Genomic DNA, 16,896 nt, shown 5'->3' with positions numbered 1-16,896 from the left:
CCTAACGCTCGAGATCAATGTCTCGAGCGTTTTTTAATGTTACTATTTAAAATAAGATCATTAAGGAGATGAAGAGATGGTAGAAGTTAACGTTAAGGGTGGAACGATTAATGGAATCAGTGATGGTCAAATTGATAGATTCTTAGGTATCCCCTATGCGCAACCATTCAATGCAACTTCACGTTTTAAACATTCTCAATTGAACCATGGAATCAGCAACTCATATATTGATGCAAGGAAGGTCCAACCTATTCCACCTCAACCTTATAATGCGCTTGAAGATTTCTTTTCAACTCAACAAAATGGTTTTAACAGTTTTATACAAAATGAAAATTGTCTGTATCTCAATATATGGAGAAAAAGTTGTAGCAGTAAGATAAAACCCGTAGTTGTTTATTTTTACGGGGGTGGATTTACGCAGGGTCATGGAACAGCAGACTTATATAATCCTTACCATATCGTTGAACATGAAGATATCATTGTGATTACATTTAATTATCGCCTAGGTGCATTAGGCTTTCTAGATTGGTCAGCGCTAGATCCTCAATTTGATTATAACAACGGGCTTTCTGATCAGATGAATGCTTTAAAGTGGGTGCATCATTATATTGAATACTTTGGTGGTGATCCTAACAATGTGACTTTAATGGGACAATCTGCAGGAAGTATGAGCATCCTTGCTTTAATGCAAATACCAGAATTAGATACGTATTATCATAAAGTTATGTTGTTAAGTGGTGCGTTATTTAATGAAACTAAAGAGAACGCTCAATTAAAGGCGAATCATTTTTCGACGTTGATCAATACCTATTACCCAGGAAAATCTCTTGAATCTCTTACTCACGAAGACATCTTACGTCTTATGGATTTACATGAATCAGAACGAGGTAAATCGAGAAGTCTAGATTTAATTTATCGTCCTATTCAAAGCCCTATCATGACAAGAACTATAGATGACTTTCCGAAACCAGTATTTATGAGTTTTACAAATTCTGAAGGTGACATTTATATTGAAAATGAATCAAGAACACTCTCACCATCTCGTTTTGTCGAAGTAATGAAATTGTATGATATAGATATCTCTAAAAATCATGCACGAACTGCACAACAACAAAGAGAGCTCATCACTCAATACTACTTTATAGAACCAGCCATCCACCTTTTACAACATATCCATACACCTCATAAATGGCTCGCACGTTTTGATTGGTGCCGTCCGAATAGTACACATTTTAAAACTGCTTATCATATTCTCGATATCGTGTTTTGGTTTGGCCATTTAGATATTTTAACTACAAATCAATATGACATCATTAAAAGTGATATAGACTTAAGTCAGCGAATGATATCAGATTTAGCATATTTTGCAAGATATAGTGAAATGCCTTGGTCTCCGTATCAACGTGATACGCAATCTACTTTTATATACAAATAAAACTGGTACGCTCATCTTCTCTATTCATGAGCGTACCAGTTTTTAATTTTTAGCATAATGAATATTCTTTAAAGTGATAACAACAATCAGGCCTAATAATCCAATAATTGCACTTGTATACGTCACAGCTTGAACGGATAAATGTGACATGACTAATCCACCAACGATGCCACCAAATCCAATTCCCGCGTTAAGACTGGACATATTCCAACTCATAACCTGACTCGTATCACCTTCAACATGTTCAATGATACCGCTTTGAATAGCTGGATTCGTACTCCACTGCATAATATTCCATATGAATAGCCCAATCAATAATATCACAGTTCCAGCTAGAATTTGATTTAATATAAGCATCATGATGATGAATATCGATATTGAAATGATTAACCATCGCTTACTTGTAATCTTATCTGAAAAGACACCACCAAGTGATGTGCCAATGACACCCGCAACACCATTAACGAGTAATGCGAGAGAAACAAATGACAATTCATGCCCCTTAGATAATATCAATGGATTGATATACACAAATGTCACTGAATTTGCTACAAGCACGAGAAATGTGATAATGAGATATTTTACTATTTCAGCAGGTCGTAAAATACGTGATGGTGTTTGCGTTTCATTTTCAGAAGAAGGATTGGCATGTGCTAATTCATGATCTTTAGGAAGATACATCATCATTAATAAACCAACTACAACGCTGACCAACATAATAAATAAGAACGTGAAACGCCATCCAACCCAGTCGCCTATCATCGTTCCAATAGGCACACCAAAGACATTCGCACCACTAAATCCAGTATAAACCACGCCAATCATCTTACCTCTATTCTTAGGTTTAGTCAGCATGGCTGTAAGTGCTAAGACTTTTACGATGATTAGCGACGCTGCTGCTGAAGATAAAATTCGTCCAACCACTAGAATTGGGAAATTTGGCGCAATCGCAATCATACCATTACCAATAATAAAGACGAATAACGTCCACAATAAAACAGGTCGTACTGAAAATCGGTTTGTCAGCTTGACTAAAATTGGACCACAAATTGCGAACGTGAGGGCGTACATCGTAACGAGCTGTCCAATGACCGCTTCTGAAACATGAAGATCTTGACTCATCAAATTCATGATTCCAGCAACCATCATTTCGACCATTCCCACAATAAAAACACTCAATATAAAAGTTGCAATTCGCACAATAGACATAATTAATCTCCTTTCACAAAAAATAGATTGTCTTAGAAAGATTTGTAGCCAAAAATAAAAACAGCTACAAACTATTTTAAAGATTCGTAACTGTTTCATTATATAATATAAAATTCATTTTTGGTGTCTATTACGTTAATTTTTATTTTCACCTTCATTTAAAAAGTGATGTCTTATATACTCTTCGATAATAATGCATAATACCATACTTATCATCAGTGTGTACATTAGATAATCATTGTAAATGAGGTCTTTATACACAATATTTAAATGATAATATTGATTTAGTAATATACAAATAAATCTTGTAAATAAAACGACTCCAAATAGTGTCGCTATAATACTTAATACATTTGCAAGTCCTCTCATCTTATTACCTCTCTTTTAATTATTAATGCCAGTATAGAGAGGTAAACTTAAAATCATTTTATATTTACCTTAATTCTTCCTTAAATCTTGTAATATCCATAGTTTATTTAAGTATTTAGAATTAAACTAAAGTTGAGGTGTCTATATATGAGTAGAATTTTAATTATAGAAGATGATAGAGATATCCAAGAACTTATAAAGCTATCTTTAAGCAATCAGGGTATTACAAATATTGATTGTGCATCAGAAATTAGTAAAGCAAAAGAAATGATTGAACAAACACATTACCAAGTTATTTTGTTGGACTTAAATTTAAACTCTGAGGATGGTTACCAACTTATTAAATACGTGAATTTAAATGAAACTGCCATCATAGTAGTTACAGCCAAAAATACTTCAATTGATGTGTATAGAGGGTTTGAAAATGGTGCAGTAGATTACATAAAAAAACCATTTGATCCAATGGAATTATACTATAGAGTAGCACTACATTTAAATAATGATAAAACGAGTTATTGTTATAAAAATCTTAAAATTGATTTTAATTCTACAGAAGTTAAGGTAAAAGATAAAACTATAAATTTAACTTCAAGAGAATATGATTTATTGCTTTTTCTTGTAAATAATAGAAATCAAGTTCTTTCTAAAGACCAAATTTATGAAAAAGTTTGGGGATTTCACACGAGTGTGGATGATAATACTTTAATGGTTCATATTAGAACACTTAGAAAAAAGATTGAGTCCGATGCCAATCATCCTCAATTAATAAAAACAGTGAGAGGCAAAGGATATATGTATAAGGAAGTTAAAGATGAATAAGAGATTTACACTTAAGTTCTTTAAATACTTGGCGATATTTTTATCAATCAATTTAATATTAACCCTTACTACTATTATATTCGTTATATTTTTTTCGTTTAAATATATTTACGGTGATTTTAGAAATTTGGATCCTGATTACTTCAATTTGTTCTCAAACAAAACTGAACCAGATAACCACCTAAAAAACTTAGCTAGTAAAACCAACACTCAGATTTATATAATTAATAATAAAGAAAAAGTAATATATCCAAAAAATAAATCAAATATATCCATAAAAATTGAAATATCAAAAAATATCAATTACGCTCATTCTATCCCCTTCTATAAAGGTGGTTACTTCGTATTTATTTATAAGAATAAATCTCATACTTCAATAAAAAATATTGATGATGTTAGTACAAGTAAATTATTAGATAGCATTGCAACTCAAGACTTTAATAAATATCGTTATAATCTAAATAACAATCAACAAATAAGTTTTTATAAAAATACCAATCAAAGACCTGTACTAGGTCCTGATGAAGTTTCAACTTCAAATGATATTAAAGGCTATGAGCTTTATATCGTATTAGCTATATTTATCATATTAGATATCATCTTAGCATTAATTACAGCCTATTTTGTATCTAAGCGACTAACTAAACCTTTATTTTTCTATACAGACTGGATAAAAAATTTATCCAATGGAAAGCTGTTCAAGCCTGAAGAAGGTAAAATCAAGAAAAGATCAAAAAAATTATACACGGAACTTAATGAATCTTTGTCTAATCTCAATGATCAACTTTTGAATGACAGAATCTATCAAAATCAAATCAATTATTATAAAGAAAAATGGTTAAACCAGATATCTCATGACTTAAAATCTCCTTTAACTTCGATATATGGATACTCTAAATTAATTAAAGTAGCAGATACCCAAAAGCATTATCAGAATTTAATTATTGAAAAAGCTCAATATATGAATAAATTAATTGAGTCTTTAAGTACCAATTTTGATGTGGAAACTTCTCAAATGAAAAGTGACAAACAATCGTTTAATATACAACAAACTATTAATAAACTTATTTCTTCCTTGAATTACTCAAAAATTCATGTGGGCTATCTATTCGAAGCTAAAACAAATTTTTATGGAAATAAACTATATTTTGAAAGGTTGTTCATGAATTTAATAGATAATAGTATTCAACATAATAAATTTTATCCTTCAATTGAAATAGAACTAGAAAAAAATGAGTCTCAGTTAACCATAAATTATAAAGATAACGGAGAGGGATTTGATAAAAATATTAATCTAGAGGATGTTTTGGAACGAAGTGTTACAACAAAAAGAGATAAAAAGAATCATGGCGTAGGATTCTCTGTTATCAAAGAAGCAATTAATTATCATGAAGGAGACATTCAAATTTTACAATGTTATGATGCTATTCATTTTAAAATAACACTTAAAGAAAATATCTAAATAAGGCAAAAAATGGAACGCTTATATGCAAATTCAAAGCATTATATAAGGCGTTCCATCTTTATTTATTAATCCTCTTCTTTAACATCTGCGGTTCTTGCGATGAGTTGGTGTCGTGCATTAAAGAATTGTCCGTAACTCATGTAAGTAGCGATTAATGCTGACATAATCGTTGCAGTTGTATGTATAAATACAACTAACAATTGGAATTTAATAGCCTGTAAAGGTGGTACGCCCCCTATAATCAAACCAGTCATCATTCCAGGAATTGAAACAAGACCATACGTTTTAACTGAATCAATTGTAGGAACAATAGCTAAACGTATACTTTCTCTAATGGAAGATTTAGATGCCAACTTAGGTGTAGCAGCAAGAGTTAACTTCGACTCTATACCTGAAATATCCTGAACAAAGGCCCTATCTAAATTCTGATAAGCTAGGTTAATCGCAATTAAGCCATTATTCGCCAACATTCCTCCGATTGGAATGACTTCGTTAGCTGTAAACTTAATCGCGCCAGTAGCAATCGTGCCCGCTAATGGTAATGCAGTACCTACAAAGATGGCTACGAATGAAATCCAAAACACATGATGCATCACTGGTGAAGCACGACTAATTGTGTTCCATGATGCATTAATAATAATCACTAACACACAAATCATTAATAACCATTTTTCATTAATTTTGAAAATATAATGTAGTAAGAAGCCTAAGATTATTAATTGTATAGCAGCTCTTATAGTAGCTATAACTAAATCTTTAATAATATGTAAGCCTTCCTTGTACGAAATAAATATTGGAATTAATAATAACAGTGCTGTTAAACACAATGCTGTACTACTCATGCCCGCTCAACTCCTCATCATTCGAAATTTTACCATCAGTGATTGTAATCCTTCTTTGAAAATGACGCATACTTTGGTCATCACTATGAGTAATCCAAAGAATCGCTATCCCCTTTTTAGCGAATTCAAAGATAATCTTTTCGATGTTTTCTTTATTTTTAGTGTCTAAAGCACTTGTTGACTCATCTAACAGTAAGACTTCAGGTTCATACATAAGTTGACGTGCAATCGTAATTCTTTGTCGTTCCCCACCTGACATGTGTTCTATCTCAGCATCTAAATCGTAATTGCCTAAACCTACTTGATTGATGAGTTGCTTTGCCTTTTCCTTATCAAACTTGTCCCCTCTTGCTTCACAAGGAAATTTCATATTATCTTCAATGGTTGAGCTAATCAACTCACTCTGTTGCATAAGATAACTGACACGTGATCTTAATTCTTCTGGAGAGTAATCTTCGTACAACTTATCATGCAAATAGAGTTTTCCTTTTGTAGGGCTAATTAAATTGTTAAGCTGTTTTAATAACGTACTCTTCCCACTTCCAGAAGGCCCAATGATAGCAATCGTTTCTCCTTTTTCAATATTAAGGTTGATGTCGTCTAATATTGTTCGCTTATCCGCTTCATATGTAAGATTTTCTACTTTTAATAGCAAGACTAACGCTCCTTTCTCTGAACCCATTCGTATTTATATTCCCTAATATAAGATTTTTAACTAGAGTCATTAAATATTTATATTTTCTGATTATTTAATTTGTCTTGAAAATAAAAAAGCACACGCCTCAACGTGTGCCCTCACTCTATAAAGTAAATACCATCATAATAAATGATATTGTATTAATCGTCATATGCATAGTAATTGTAGTAGCAAGGTTCCGACCACTAAAGTGATAAGCGGCCACGATACCTGTCGCAATAATTAAGTATGGTCCTATTTCAAAAGGTGATTTCGCATCAATACAATGTACGCCCGCAAATATAACAATAGATATCACGTACATCACACCATACGTCAGTTTCTTACCTAATTCGTGAATCAGTAAATGTCTAAATAATAATTCCTCTACAAATGGTGTAAGAATTGCGATATCAATGTATAGAAATGGAATTAACCATCCATGCGTGAACATTTTCGCTATTTCTTTATTATTTTCAGTGTCTTCAAATTGAAACTTTTCTGGTAAAAATTCCATAGCGTATCCGTATAATGCACTGAATAAATAAATGAGTACGATTGTGCCTATAATTAATATAATATGTTTTCTAAGTGCTTTAAAACGAGATATCGCAATGGGTACAATTGTTTTACGATGCATAAGATAAAAAGATAATAGGAAAAGCAATTGTCCTATTATTGTACAAACTGATGTCGCGTTCATAAAGTAGTCAAATAGATATTTTTCTGATAAAAGCGGATTTAATGCTCCCCAAAAAATAGTAATTAAAAATCCTAGTATTATCGGTAATACCATGTACGAAAATACATAAATTGGGATTAACCAAAAATCTCTTTTAACTATTCTTTTTGAAGCAAATTCATTATTAAATGAAGGATAAGCTTGATGATGTTGTTCTTGTGATTCGCTAACCATTTCATACTCCTTTTATTTTTTATAAGACAAAATGTTTATATAGCATTTCTATAAAAATGAGCAATTGAATGCTCGCCTGAAAAATATATGATGAAGCCAGATTTTCACCTGATTTCACATAAATATATGTCGCACCGCTCGCAATTAACAAATAAGGTATCAATTCAAGTACAGATGCCATATCGTAAACATGAACCAATGCTTCTGCAACAATTGAAACAGCAATCGCTAATTTTTTATTCAATTTCTTACCTAGTTCATGAATAACAAGGTGACGATAAATCAACGCTTCAACCATTGGGCGTAAAATAACCATTGAAATAAATGTGAAGCCAATTGCGATAGGATGTAAAAATAAGCCTTCCACGCGACGTTCATATTGTGTCGCATTATAATTCAATGACAGTGGTAAGAATTGTACTAGCCACTCAATAAGTAACATTAGCACAAATACAATCATCACCACAATAACGATGCGATTTACATGTTTTTTGGCAAAATAAAATTGTCGGCGTGCAATATCCACAACATACCGTTTATGTATGGCATAAAATAAAAATAAGACTAAAAATTGTGCTAGTACAAAACTGAAACTTAATGAAAGATTATAAAACCACTCTGGCGGTGCATGTTGTGTAAGCATCGCAGTAACGCCAAGTGTTCCGAATACAATGATAATAGGTATGATACTTTGAAAAATGATAAATGCGGGTATGAGTATGAAGTCTTTTTTGACTATATGATTACTTCTCCATAACGGCGTAGGTTGTTCTTTCTTTGTCGACTGTTGTTCCCTATTCATAGTTCACCTCTAATCATCCAATATCATTACATTACCATTTAAATGTACTTAAGTAATAATTTCAATCTAATTTTTAAAATAATTTTACTCTCTTTCATTGTAAAACGCATACATTGTTGTATCATAAAACTATATAAATTGTTTTAGGGGGAATGTTTATGTCTTTATTGACTACGATGCAATTTATAGTCAATATCATTATCATGGTTGTGCTATTAAGCGTCGTTATTATAGGGTTAATTTGGCTATTTAAAGATAAAGGTCAAGATCAACATAGTGTACTTAGAAATTTTCCTGTTTTAGGACGTATTCGTTATATTTCTGAAAAAGTCGGTCCTGAACTACGTCAATATTTCTTCGCTGATGATAATGAAGGAAAACCATTTTCAAGAAATGATTATAAACACATTGTGCTTGCAGGTAAATATAACTCTCGAATGACGAGTTATGGTACTCAGACTGAGTATAAAGATGGATTCTACATACAAAATACAATGTTTCCACTCCAAGCAACTGAATTACATGTCGATAATTCAGACTTAATTTCAACATTTTTATATAAAATAGAAAATGAAAGATTATTTAGTCGTGATGAACATAGAAAAAGATCAGAAATTGATCCTTTCTTCTTATCAGATGAACATGCAGTTGTATTAGGAGCTGAGCTCAAACATCCATTTAAGATTAAACGTCTCGTCGGTCAATCAGCGATGAGTTATGGTGCCCTAGGTAAAAATGCTATTACTGCATTATCTAAAGGCTTATCTAAAGCAGGTACGTGGATGAATACAGGTGAAGGCGGCCTTTCTGATTATCATCTTAAAGGTGATGGTGATATCATTTTCCAAATTGGGCCTGGACTTTTCGGCGTGAGAGATAAGGAAGGACGCTTTAACAAAGACATGTTTTTACAATTGGCAGATCGTAAAAATATTCGTGCGTTCGAATTAAAATTAGCTCAGGGTGCTAAAACGCGTGGTGGCCATATGGAAGGCAATAAAGTCACAGAAGAAATCGCTAAAATCAGAAATGTTAAACCACACGAAACAATTAATTCACCTAACCGCTTCGACTTTATTAACAATCCCGAAGAATTACTTAACTTTGTACAAAAGATTAAAGATTTAGGTCAGAAACCTGCAGGATTTAAAATTGTCGTAAGTAAAGTTGAGGAAATCGAAAGTCTTGTAAAAACAATGGTAGAACTCGATATTTATCCAAGTTTTATCACTGTAGATGGTGGCGAAGGTGGTACAGGGGCTACCTTCCAAGAACTTGAAGACGGCGTTGGTTTACCTTTACTAACTGCCCTTCCAATTGTTTCAGGTATGTTAGAAAAGTATGGTATTAGAGATAAAATTAAAATTTTTGCTTCAGGTAAATTAATCACACCAGACAAGATTGCTATCGCATTAGGATTAGGTGCAGATTTAGTTAACGTCGCAAGAGGCATGATGATTAGTGTAGGTTGTATTATGAGTCAACAGTGCCACCTTAATACATGTCCTGTAGGCGTAGCAACGACAGACCCTAAAAAAGAGAAAGCACTTATCGTAGATGAGAAGCAATACCGTGTGACGAACTACGTGACAAGTTTACATGAAGGATTGTTTAACATCGCAGCGGCTGTCGGCGTAACAAGCCCTACTGAAATTTCAGCAGATCATATCATTTATAGAGAACTTGATGGCGCTACACAAAAAATAAAAGATTATAAACTTAAATTAATTTCATAAATAAAAAGAGTGCGGTGATTCAACTGAAACACCGCACTCTTTCTATAACCATAAATATATTGTATAACCTATTCTTCATCATTCATTTTACTTTTTTCTTTTAGACCATTACGTTTAAGCTGTTTAACAATTTTATGCATACTCACATGATCATCTTTAACTGCTTTAGCAGACTCAAATCCTAAATTTTTCTTCAATTTATCAACGTCTACGTCTTTATAATCAATTTCAATATGCTCTACAGCCTTTTGATCTTTGTAATCAACCTTATATGTCACACCTTTAAGACCTTTAAACGTTTTCTCATCTTTCTTAAATATCTCTTTCGCTTGTGACTTATCAATTCCTAAATCGTCGTACTTCAATGTTCCAATCGTAGACTGCTTAAGTACTTCATCATCTTTATATGTCAGTGATGTAATGACGTTCTTACCATTGACATCGCCTTCATATGTCTTCGTACGTTCTTTACTACATGCTGTAAGTGCAACAGTACTTAAGACTATCACTACTAAAAGTGAAATCACTTTTTTCATTGTTGTCGCCTTCTCTCGTCTATTTTTCTTATATAAATTATACCACCTTCCCCTCGAATATGTTACTTATTCACTCCATTCATTTTTTCGGAAAATTAAATTCAAAACATCATAATCACAAATAGCAATTCTCACAAATGTTATACTATATTCAAAGACTTATTATTGGAGGCAATAGTTATGCCAGAATCTAAAGCATTACTCAAGTCATTAACCGACGTTAATGGCATTGCTGGACATGAACAGCAAGTAAAATCATTAATGAAAGACTATTTAACACCTGTGAGTGATAACATCATCGAAGACAATTTGGGTGGCATTTTCGGGAAAAAGAACGCTCAAAATAGCTCAAAATCTTTAATGATTTCCGGCCACTTAGACGAAATTGGATTTATCGTAACTCAAATTGATAAAGATGGCTATATTTATTTCACGCCTATCGGTGGTTGGTGGAACCAAGTGATGTTATCTCAAAAAGTGACGATCACGACTGAGGATGGTAAAGAAATTAGAGGTCTCATAGGTTCAAAACCGCCACATGCACTTACACCTAAAGAACGTAAGAAACCCGTTGAAATTAAACATATGTATATAGATATCGGTGTGGCAAGTAAAGAAGAAGCTGAAGCAGCAGGCGTGGAACTCGGCAATATGATTACACCTTATAGTGAATTCGAAACGCTAGCGAATGAGAAATATTTAACTGCGAAAGCGTTCGACAATCGTTACGGTTGCGCATTAGCTATAGACGTTCTCAACCGTCTTAAAGATGAAAACATTGATATTAACTTATACGCTGGCGCAACAGTTCAAGAAGAGGTTGGTTTACGCGGCGCCAAAGTTGCGGCCAATCTTATCAAGCCAGACTTAGCCATCGCAGTAGACGTTGGCGTGGCCTTCGATGTTCCAGGTATGACGAACGAAAAGAATGAGGGTAAATTAGGTGATGGACCACTTGTGATTATGATGGACGCCACTAGTATTGCCCACGATGGTTTCCGTAAACATATTAAATCGGTAGCTCAAGCTCACAATATTCCTGTTCAATGGGCTACAACGCCAGGTGGTGGAACGGATGCAGGTAGTATCCATGTTGCCAATGAAGGTATACCTACGATTACAATAGGTGTCGCACTCAGATACATGCATTCTAATGTTTCAGTTTTAAACACGGATGACTATGAAAATTCTGTCCGTCTTATCACTGAAATTGTCCGTTCACTTAATGATGAAAGTTATCAAGCATTAATGTGGTAATTCAAATTGATTAAGGAGGCTAATCATGTTTTCTAAAAATGATGACAAAAAAACATCAATTTTTGGAGCAATGAAATGTTCAAATTGTGGAAAAGAGATAGGTAAAGAGGAACAACTGACACTTAAAGTAAAAGCAAAGGATTTAAAAGGTTATACGCATTTAGCAAGTTGGGCTGACGCACAATACAAACTATGTGAAGATTGCGCCCAATAACTACAGAACTCAATATTCAATATCATAAATAAACCCCAGTCATCTGAACATTGACTGGGGTTTAACTTCAATCAAAACATTTATTTCGTTGATTTTTTCCAACTGTCGTCACTGAGCATTTCTCCTGGCCATGTGTATGCCATGACGCCACCATCGATACGAATGGTTTCACCTGTAATGAATGAACTATCATCTGAAGCTAAGAATGTGACAAGTTTACCCACTTCATCTGGTGTACCTAATCGTCCTAAAGGTGTCACCCATTTTTGATTTTCACGGAATGTGCGACCCGCTTCATCTTCAGAAGTACCTGCCAAGTTATCAACAAGTGGCGTTTCTATCGTACCAGGCGCTATCGCGTTTGCACGAATATTTTCACGACCATATTCTATCGCAATCGATTTCGTAAAGTTAATGACAGCACCTTTTGCGGCATTATAACCTGAGCGGTATAAGTCTGCAGCTTGTCCTGAGAAAGAAGCCGTATTTATAATTGAACCGCCATGATCCATCATCAATGGTAATAAGAATTTAGTGACTAAGAACGTCCCTCTCATATCTACTGCCATAATCTTATCGAACACCTCTACTGGGTATTCATGAATACGACCTGCTCCGTTATCCACTCCGGCATTATTAAATATCACATCAATACGACTATATTTCTCTTTCGCCTCATCTGCGAATTGTTGCACTTGTTGATCGTCAGATATATCTACTTTGTAAGCTGTTGCTTGTCCACCTGCGTCATTAATTTCTTGCACCGTATTGTCCAACTCATCAGAGATGTCTAAAGCTAGTACGTGCGCACCCTCGCTCGCTAATACCATTGCAGAGCCTCGTCCGATACCTGTACTTGCACCAGTCACCACTGCAATTTTGTTCTCTAATCGTTTCATTATCTGTCACTCTCCCGAATTTTTAGATTTCTACATGAAACTTTTTCGTTAATTACAATGTATATTCCACATTTAAATTTACCTTAAACGCCGACATCTCAATGATAACGCTTTAATATGTGATATCCATTTTCTGGAAAATGAACCATCAAATTAGTGGTAACGTTTACATATCATCAATAATCCTGTATGCTAAGTTTTAAATTTCAGAAAATTCTTACCTAAAAATGGCAAATATGGGTATGGTTGTTATAACTAAACAAAGGGGGCAGTCATTGATGGTGGCAAATACAAAGGAGAAAAAGTCTTTTGTAAGTAAATTTTTAAATGGCGTTGAATTTGTAGGAAATAAATTACCTGATCCAGCAGTACTCTTCTTCTTAATGTGTGTAGGGCTCGCAATCATCACTTGGATTGTTTCTTTATTCAATGTGTCAGTCAAACATCCAGGTGACGGAAAGACCATTCACATTAAGAGCATTCTGAGTCATGATGGATTTGCTTATATCATGAACAACGCGATTAAGAACTTTTCCGAATTCCCAGCACTCGGTTTAGTGTTAGGCGTTATGATTGGTATCGGTGCAGCTGAAAAGTCTGGCTACTTCGATAAATTAATGATTTCAGTCGTCAACAGAGCACCAAAGAAATTGATCGTTCCAACGATTATACTTATCGGAATATTAGGCAGTACCGCAGGAGATGCAGCAACAATCATCCTGCCACCACTCGCTGCAATGTTATTTATAAAGATTGGTTACCACCCTATTGCAGGTTTAGCCATGGCATATGCGTCTGCCGTTGGAGGATTCGCGGCGAACTTAGTCGTAGGCATGCAAGATGCTCTAGTCTATTCGTTTACAGATCCAGCCGCACGCATTGTATCCAAAAATATTAAAACCAATGTCGCTATGAACTGGTACTTCATCGCTGCGAGCGTAGTCGTTCTATTGCCAACGATTCATTTAGTTACAACGAAATTGATCATCCCTAGATTAGGAAAATATGACGACAGCCAAGCACACGAAGATACAGAAGAAACCTCTTCACATATCACACCCAAAGAAAATAAAGCGCTCTTCTTTGCAAATATTAGTTTTGTCGTACTTATCGTGTTACTTATTATATGCGCAATACCTGAACATAGCTTTTTGAGAAATGCGAAAACAGGTAGTTTGTTAGATGACGCCCCACTCATTAATGGCGTGGGATTGATTATCTTAGTCGTGTTCTTGGTACCGGGCACGATTTACGGCGTATTAAGTGGAGAAATTAAAAACACTAAAGACTTAGGTAGCATGATTGCAGATTCTCTAGGTTCGATGGGTTCCTTTATCGTGATTGTGTTCTTTGCTGCACAATTACTTGCCTTTCTAGAATGGAGCAATCTGGGTGTGATTGCTGCGGTTAAAGGCGCGAAATTATTACAACATCAGAATGGCATTGTGTTAATTATCGGCATTATTATTTTAAGTGCAATGGTCAATATGTTGGTTGGTAGTGCTTCTGCAAAATGGGGCATCTTAGCACCTATCTTTGTACCGATGCTCATTTTAGTCGGCTTCCACCCTGCATTCACACAAGCCATTTATCGTGTAGGTGATTCCATCACCAATCCTATTACACCTATGATGCCATACTTACCTTTATTACTTTCTTACGCTCAAAAATATGATAAAAAGATGAAGCTTGGCACATTACTATCAAGCTTAATGCCGTACTCTATCGCACTTACAATTGTTTGGATTGCCTTTACCCTCATTTGGTTCTTACTCGGAATCCCTGTTGGACCAGGCGGACCAATTAAAATGTAAAGCAAAGAGAATTTCTTTTTACGAAATTCTACAAACATTGCAAGTTGGGTGTGGGACTATGAAATTAATTTCGCTCAATGCTATTTCTCTCCCACGTCCACTTTTATATTTACTTTCAATTTTAAATCTTCAATAAATCAATCGGACAATGATTCCTTCATCCTATCTTCTTTTCTACTTTTTATATACATATTGCCTAAAATATTATAATTGTCTCAAATTACATTAAATCTTTAACAAAAAGTTTCTTAAAAATCTTTTCAATTTATCTATATCATGTAAAATAAAATTAAACAGGGGTATTTAGAACTTCCCGTATCAAACACAGGAGGTAGAGATGGAAGAAAGAATTGGATTAATAGATATTGGTTCAAATACAATTCGACTTGTGATATTTGGTTTCACTAAAGAAACGGGTTTGAATGAAATCTTAAATATTAAGACGCCCGCACGTCTAAGTCAGTATTTGACCAGTGACACTGAAATGAATGATGACGGTATTGCCGTTTTGAAAGAAGCACTTTTAAGTTTCAAAAAAGTTGCCGACAAATTTAATGTTCAAGAGCTTCATCCTATTGCGACAGCTGCGATTCGTCAATCTAAAAACAGTAACGACATTATCAAACAAATCAAAAAAGAACTAAATATTGAAATTCAAATCGTCCCTGAAGAAGACGAAGCATTTTATGGTTATTATGCGATTTCACATACTACAGATATTGAAAATGGTATATCCGTTGATATCGGTGGTGGTTCTACCGAAGTGACACTTTTTAAAGATAAGAAATTAAAAGAAGCACATAGCTTCCCATTTGGCGTTGTCACATTGAAACGTCAGTTCTTCGGGGATAAAGATCATAATGATAAACCAGCAATTAAAAGTATGGAAAAATTCTTATCCGAACAATTCAATCAATTAGATTGGTTGAAAGATCAAGAGATCGCGCTTGTAGGTGTAGGTGGCTCAGCACGTAACGTTGCTCGTATACATCAATCTGAACATTCTTATCCTATCGGTGGCGTTCACAACTATACCATGTCATTAAAGGATATAGATGAAGTTTACGATATCATTCGTAAAAGTTCTCGCGATGAATTAACCAATCTAGACGGTTTAAGTCGAGATCGCGTAGACATTATTCTACCTGCCGTGTCTGTGTTTAAGACACTTTTCAAAAAAATAGATGCGACACAATTCACTTTCTCAAGAAATGGTATTCGTGAAGGATTTGCCATGAATCTGATTCGCAAACGTCATCCTCATGAATTTAAAAAAGAACATGTACGTAGAGATGCTTTAAAGCATTTAGCCAATGAATATCACATTGAGGAAGAAAGTGCGAAGCGTCGCTTAAAATTAGCACAATCCCTACTCGACCAACTATTAAAACATAGTGATTTAAAAATTACAGATCATGATAAACACTTATTCGTTGAAGGTGCGTATATGTATTACTTAGGTAGCTTTATCGATTCAGATTCAAGTTCACCACACACGTATTACTTAATTGCGAATTCAATGATTAACGGGTTCCCTCATAAAGATCGTGTGAAGTTAGCCCTTCTCGCAAGCTTTAAAAATAAATCATTACTTAAATTTTATTGTAAAGAAACGCAATGGTTCAGTGGAAAAGAAGTTGATACCATTCAAGCCTTAGGTGGCATTATTAAATTCGTAAACGCGTTAAATATCTCACATACCAGTTTTGTAGAAGAAGTTAAACTCAAAGAGAAAAAAGACGATAAATACGAACTCTATGTTTACTACAAAGGAGAGCCTATTGCTGAAGAGTATCAAGCGAATAGGCAGAAGAAACATATTGAAAAGATTTTAAAGGGGAAAGTAGCAATCATCTTTACAAAATCTTAAAATTCGTATGATATTTTTAGACTACACAAGAACAAAG

16 protein-coding genes are annotated in these 16,896 nt (G+C 34.1%); 8 read left to right on the top strand and 8 right to left on the bottom strand.

The features are described from left to right. The first annotated feature begins 76 nt into the window (after window positions 1–76). Window positions 77–1,435 (top strand): carboxylesterase family protein, encoded by a 1,359-nt coding sequence (locus tag JMUB898_RS02545; protein ID WP_002444188.1) that lies wholly within the window; start codon window positions 77–79, stop codon window positions 1,433–1,435. A 42-nt stretch (window positions 1,436–1,477) separates the two neighbouring features. Here JMUB898_RS02545 and JMUB898_RS02540 read toward each other — a convergent pair whose 3' ends face one another. Further along, window positions 1,478–2,644 carry an MFS transporter gene (locus JMUB898_RS02540; RefSeq protein ID WP_002444190.1) on the bottom strand — a complete coding sequence of 389 codons (1,167 nt, stop codon included), beginning with the start codon at window positions 2,642–2,644 and terminating at the stop codon, window positions 1,478–1,480. Window positions 2,645–2,779: 135 nt separating this feature from the next. Further along, window positions 2,780–3,013, bottom strand: coding sequence for a hypothetical protein (locus tag JMUB898_RS02535; protein ID WP_002444192.1), 234 nt, complete (start codon window positions 3,011–3,013; stop codon window positions 2,780–2,782). Between the two features lie 147 nt (window positions 3,014–3,160). Here JMUB898_RS02535 and JMUB898_RS02530 point away from each other — a divergent pair, with 147 nt between their 5' ends. Both JMUB898_RS02530 and JMUB898_RS02525 read left to right on the top strand, forming a co-directional pair. Further along, complete coding sequence (locus JMUB898_RS02530; RefSeq protein ID WP_002444194.1) at window positions 3,161–3,832, top strand: response regulator transcription factor; 672 nt, start codon at window positions 3,161–3,163, stop codon at window positions 3,830–3,832. Further along, complete coding sequence (locus JMUB898_RS02525; protein ID WP_002444196.1) at window positions 3,825–5,294, top strand: sensor histidine kinase; 1,470 nt, start codon at window positions 3,825–3,827, stop codon at window positions 5,292–5,294. The genes JMUB898_RS02530 and JMUB898_RS02525 overlap by 8 nt, the downstream gene beginning before the upstream one ends. A gap of 68 nt (window positions 5,295–5,362) precedes the next feature. On the opposite strand, the gene JMUB898_RS02520 is transcribed toward JMUB898_RS02525, so the two are convergent. The 4 genes from JMUB898_RS02520 to lnsB form a co-directional block, all read right to left on the bottom strand. Then, window positions 5,363–6,139, bottom strand: a complete 777-nt coding sequence (locus JMUB898_RS02520) for an ABC transporter permease (RefSeq protein WP_002444197.1) — start codon at window positions 6,137–6,139, stop codon at window positions 5,363–5,365. Beyond that, a complete protein-coding gene (locus tag JMUB898_RS02515) occupies window positions 6,132–6,794 on the bottom strand; it encodes an ABC transporter ATP-binding protein (RefSeq protein WP_037541807.1) in 663 nt (220 codons plus the stop codon). The genes JMUB898_RS02520 and JMUB898_RS02515 overlap by 8 nt, the downstream gene beginning before the upstream one ends. A gap of 145 nt (window positions 6,795–6,939) precedes the next feature. Then, entirely contained in the window at window positions 6,940–7,731 is a 792-nt protein-coding gene (locus tag JMUB898_RS02510) for a CPBP family intramembrane glutamic endopeptidase (RefSeq protein WP_002444199.1), read from the bottom strand. 19 nt (window positions 7,732–7,750) lie between these two features. Further along, entirely contained in the window at window positions 7,751–8,533 is a 783-nt protein-coding gene (gene lnsB, locus JMUB898_RS02505; protein WP_044466780.1) for a CPBP family lipoprotein N-acylation protein LnsB, read from the bottom strand. A gap of 158 nt (window positions 8,534–8,691) precedes the next feature. Here lnsB and JMUB898_RS02500 point away from each other — a divergent pair, with 158 nt between their 5' ends. Beyond that, window positions 8,692–10,269, top strand: coding sequence for an FMN-binding glutamate synthase family protein (locus JMUB898_RS02500; protein WP_037541653.1), 1,578 nt, complete (start codon window positions 8,692–8,694; stop codon window positions 10,267–10,269). Window positions 10,270–10,337: 68 nt separating this feature from the next. Here the strand turns inward: JMUB898_RS02500 and JMUB898_RS02495 are convergent, their stop codons facing one another. Continuing rightward, window positions 10,338–10,805: a YehR family lipoprotein gene (locus JMUB898_RS02495; RefSeq protein WP_002444202.1), complete on the bottom strand. Its 468-nt coding sequence runs from the start codon at window positions 10,803–10,805 to the stop codon at window positions 10,338–10,340. 180 nt (window positions 10,806–10,985) lie between these two features. Between JMUB898_RS02495 and JMUB898_RS02490 the strand changes: the two genes are divergently transcribed. Both JMUB898_RS02490 and JMUB898_RS02485 read left to right on the top strand, forming a co-directional pair. Further along, window positions 10,986–12,062: a M42 family metallopeptidase gene (locus JMUB898_RS02490; RefSeq protein WP_126501897.1), complete on the top strand. Its 1,077-nt coding sequence runs from the start codon at window positions 10,986–10,988 to the stop codon at window positions 12,060–12,062. A gap of 25 nt (window positions 12,063–12,087) precedes the next feature. Beyond that, entirely contained in the window at window positions 12,088–12,276 is a 189-nt protein-coding gene (locus JMUB898_RS02485; RefSeq protein ID WP_002444205.1) for a hypothetical protein, read from the top strand. Window positions 12,277–12,356: 80 nt separating this feature from the next. On the opposite strand, the gene JMUB898_RS02480 is transcribed toward JMUB898_RS02485, so the two are convergent. Further along, window positions 12,357–13,175 carry an SDR family oxidoreductase gene (locus JMUB898_RS02480; protein ID WP_002444207.1) on the bottom strand — a complete coding sequence of 273 codons (819 nt, stop codon included), beginning with the start codon at window positions 13,173–13,175 and terminating at the stop codon, window positions 12,357–12,359. A 278-nt stretch (window positions 13,176–13,453) separates the two neighbouring features. Here JMUB898_RS02480 and JMUB898_RS02475 point away from each other — a divergent pair, with 278 nt between their 5' ends. Further along, window positions 13,454–14,989 carry an AbgT family transporter gene (locus JMUB898_RS02475; RefSeq protein ID WP_037541654.1) on the top strand — a complete coding sequence of 512 codons (1,536 nt, stop codon included), beginning with the start codon at window positions 13,454–13,456 and terminating at the stop codon, window positions 14,987–14,989. Window positions 14,990–15,326: 337 nt separating this feature from the next. After that, complete coding sequence (gene ppx, locus JMUB898_RS02470) at window positions 15,327–16,859, top strand: exopolyphosphatase (RefSeq protein WP_002444211.1); 1,533 nt, start codon at window positions 15,327–15,329, stop codon at window positions 16,857–16,859. The last annotated feature ends 37 nt before the right edge of the window (window positions 16,860–16,896 follow it).

The organism is Staphylococcus caprae, from assembly GCF_003966625.1.
GTDB classification, from domain to species: Bacteria; Bacillota; Bacilli; order Staphylococcales; family Staphylococcaceae; genus Staphylococcus; species Staphylococcus caprae.
The sequence above is the reverse complement of the archived record's forward strand: the minus strand, read 5'-3'. Positions and strand labels throughout refer to the sequence as shown.

Bases quoted from the DNA above. Each gene is read 5' to 3' on its own strand.
- JMUB898_RS02525 (WP_002444196.1), top strand. From the start codon at position 3,825: ATGAATAAGAGATTTACACTTAAGTTCTTTAAATACTTGGCGATATTT.
- JMUB898_RS02480 (WP_002444207.1), bottom strand. From the start codon at position 13,175: ATGAAACGATTAGAGAACAAAATTGCAGTGGTGACTGGTGCAAGTACA.
- JMUB898_RS02485 (WP_002444205.1), top strand. From the start codon at position 12,088: ATGTTTTCTAAAAATGATGACAAAAAAACATCAATTTTTGGAGCAATG.
- JMUB898_RS02495 (WP_002444202.1), bottom strand. From the start codon at position 10,805: ATGAAAAAAGTGATTTCACTTTTAGTAGTGATAGTCTTAAGTACTGTT.
- JMUB898_RS02520 (WP_002444197.1), bottom strand. From the start codon at position 6,139: ATGAGTAGTACAGCATTGTGTTTAACAGCACTGTTATTATTAATTCCA.
- JMUB898_RS02540 (WP_002444190.1), bottom strand. From the start codon at position 2,644: ATGTCTATTGTGCGAATTGCAACTTTTATATTGAGTGTTTTTATTGTG.
- JMUB898_RS02535 (WP_002444192.1), bottom strand. From the start codon at position 3,013: ATGAGAGGACTTGCAAATGTATTAAGTATTATAGCGACACTATTTGGA.
- lnsB (WP_044466780.1), bottom strand. From the start codon at position 8,533: ATGAATAGGGAACAACAGTCGACAAAGAAAGAACAACCTACGCCGTTA.
- JMUB898_RS02510 (WP_002444199.1), bottom strand. From the start codon at position 7,731: ATGGTTAGCGAATCACAAGAACAACATCATCAAGCTTATCCTTCATTT.
- JMUB898_RS02545 (WP_002444188.1), top strand. From the start codon at position 77: ATGGTAGAAGTTAACGTTAAGGGTGGAACGATTAATGGAATCAGTGAT.
- JMUB898_RS02490 (WP_126501897.1), top strand. From the start codon at position 10,986: ATGCCAGAATCTAAAGCATTACTCAAGTCATTAACCGACGTTAATGGC.
- JMUB898_RS02475 (WP_037541654.1), top strand. From the start codon at position 13,454: ATGGTGGCAAATACAAAGGAGAAAAAGTCTTTTGTAAGTAAATTTTTA.
- JMUB898_RS02500 (WP_037541653.1), top strand. From the start codon at position 8,692: ATGTCTTTATTGACTACGATGCAATTTATAGTCAATATCATTATCATG.
- ppx (WP_002444211.1), top strand. From the start codon at position 15,327: ATGGAAGAAAGAATTGGATTAATAGATATTGGTTCAAATACAATTCGA.
- JMUB898_RS02530 (WP_002444194.1), top strand. From the start codon at position 3,161: ATGAGTAGAATTTTAATTATAGAAGATGATAGAGATATCCAAGAACTT.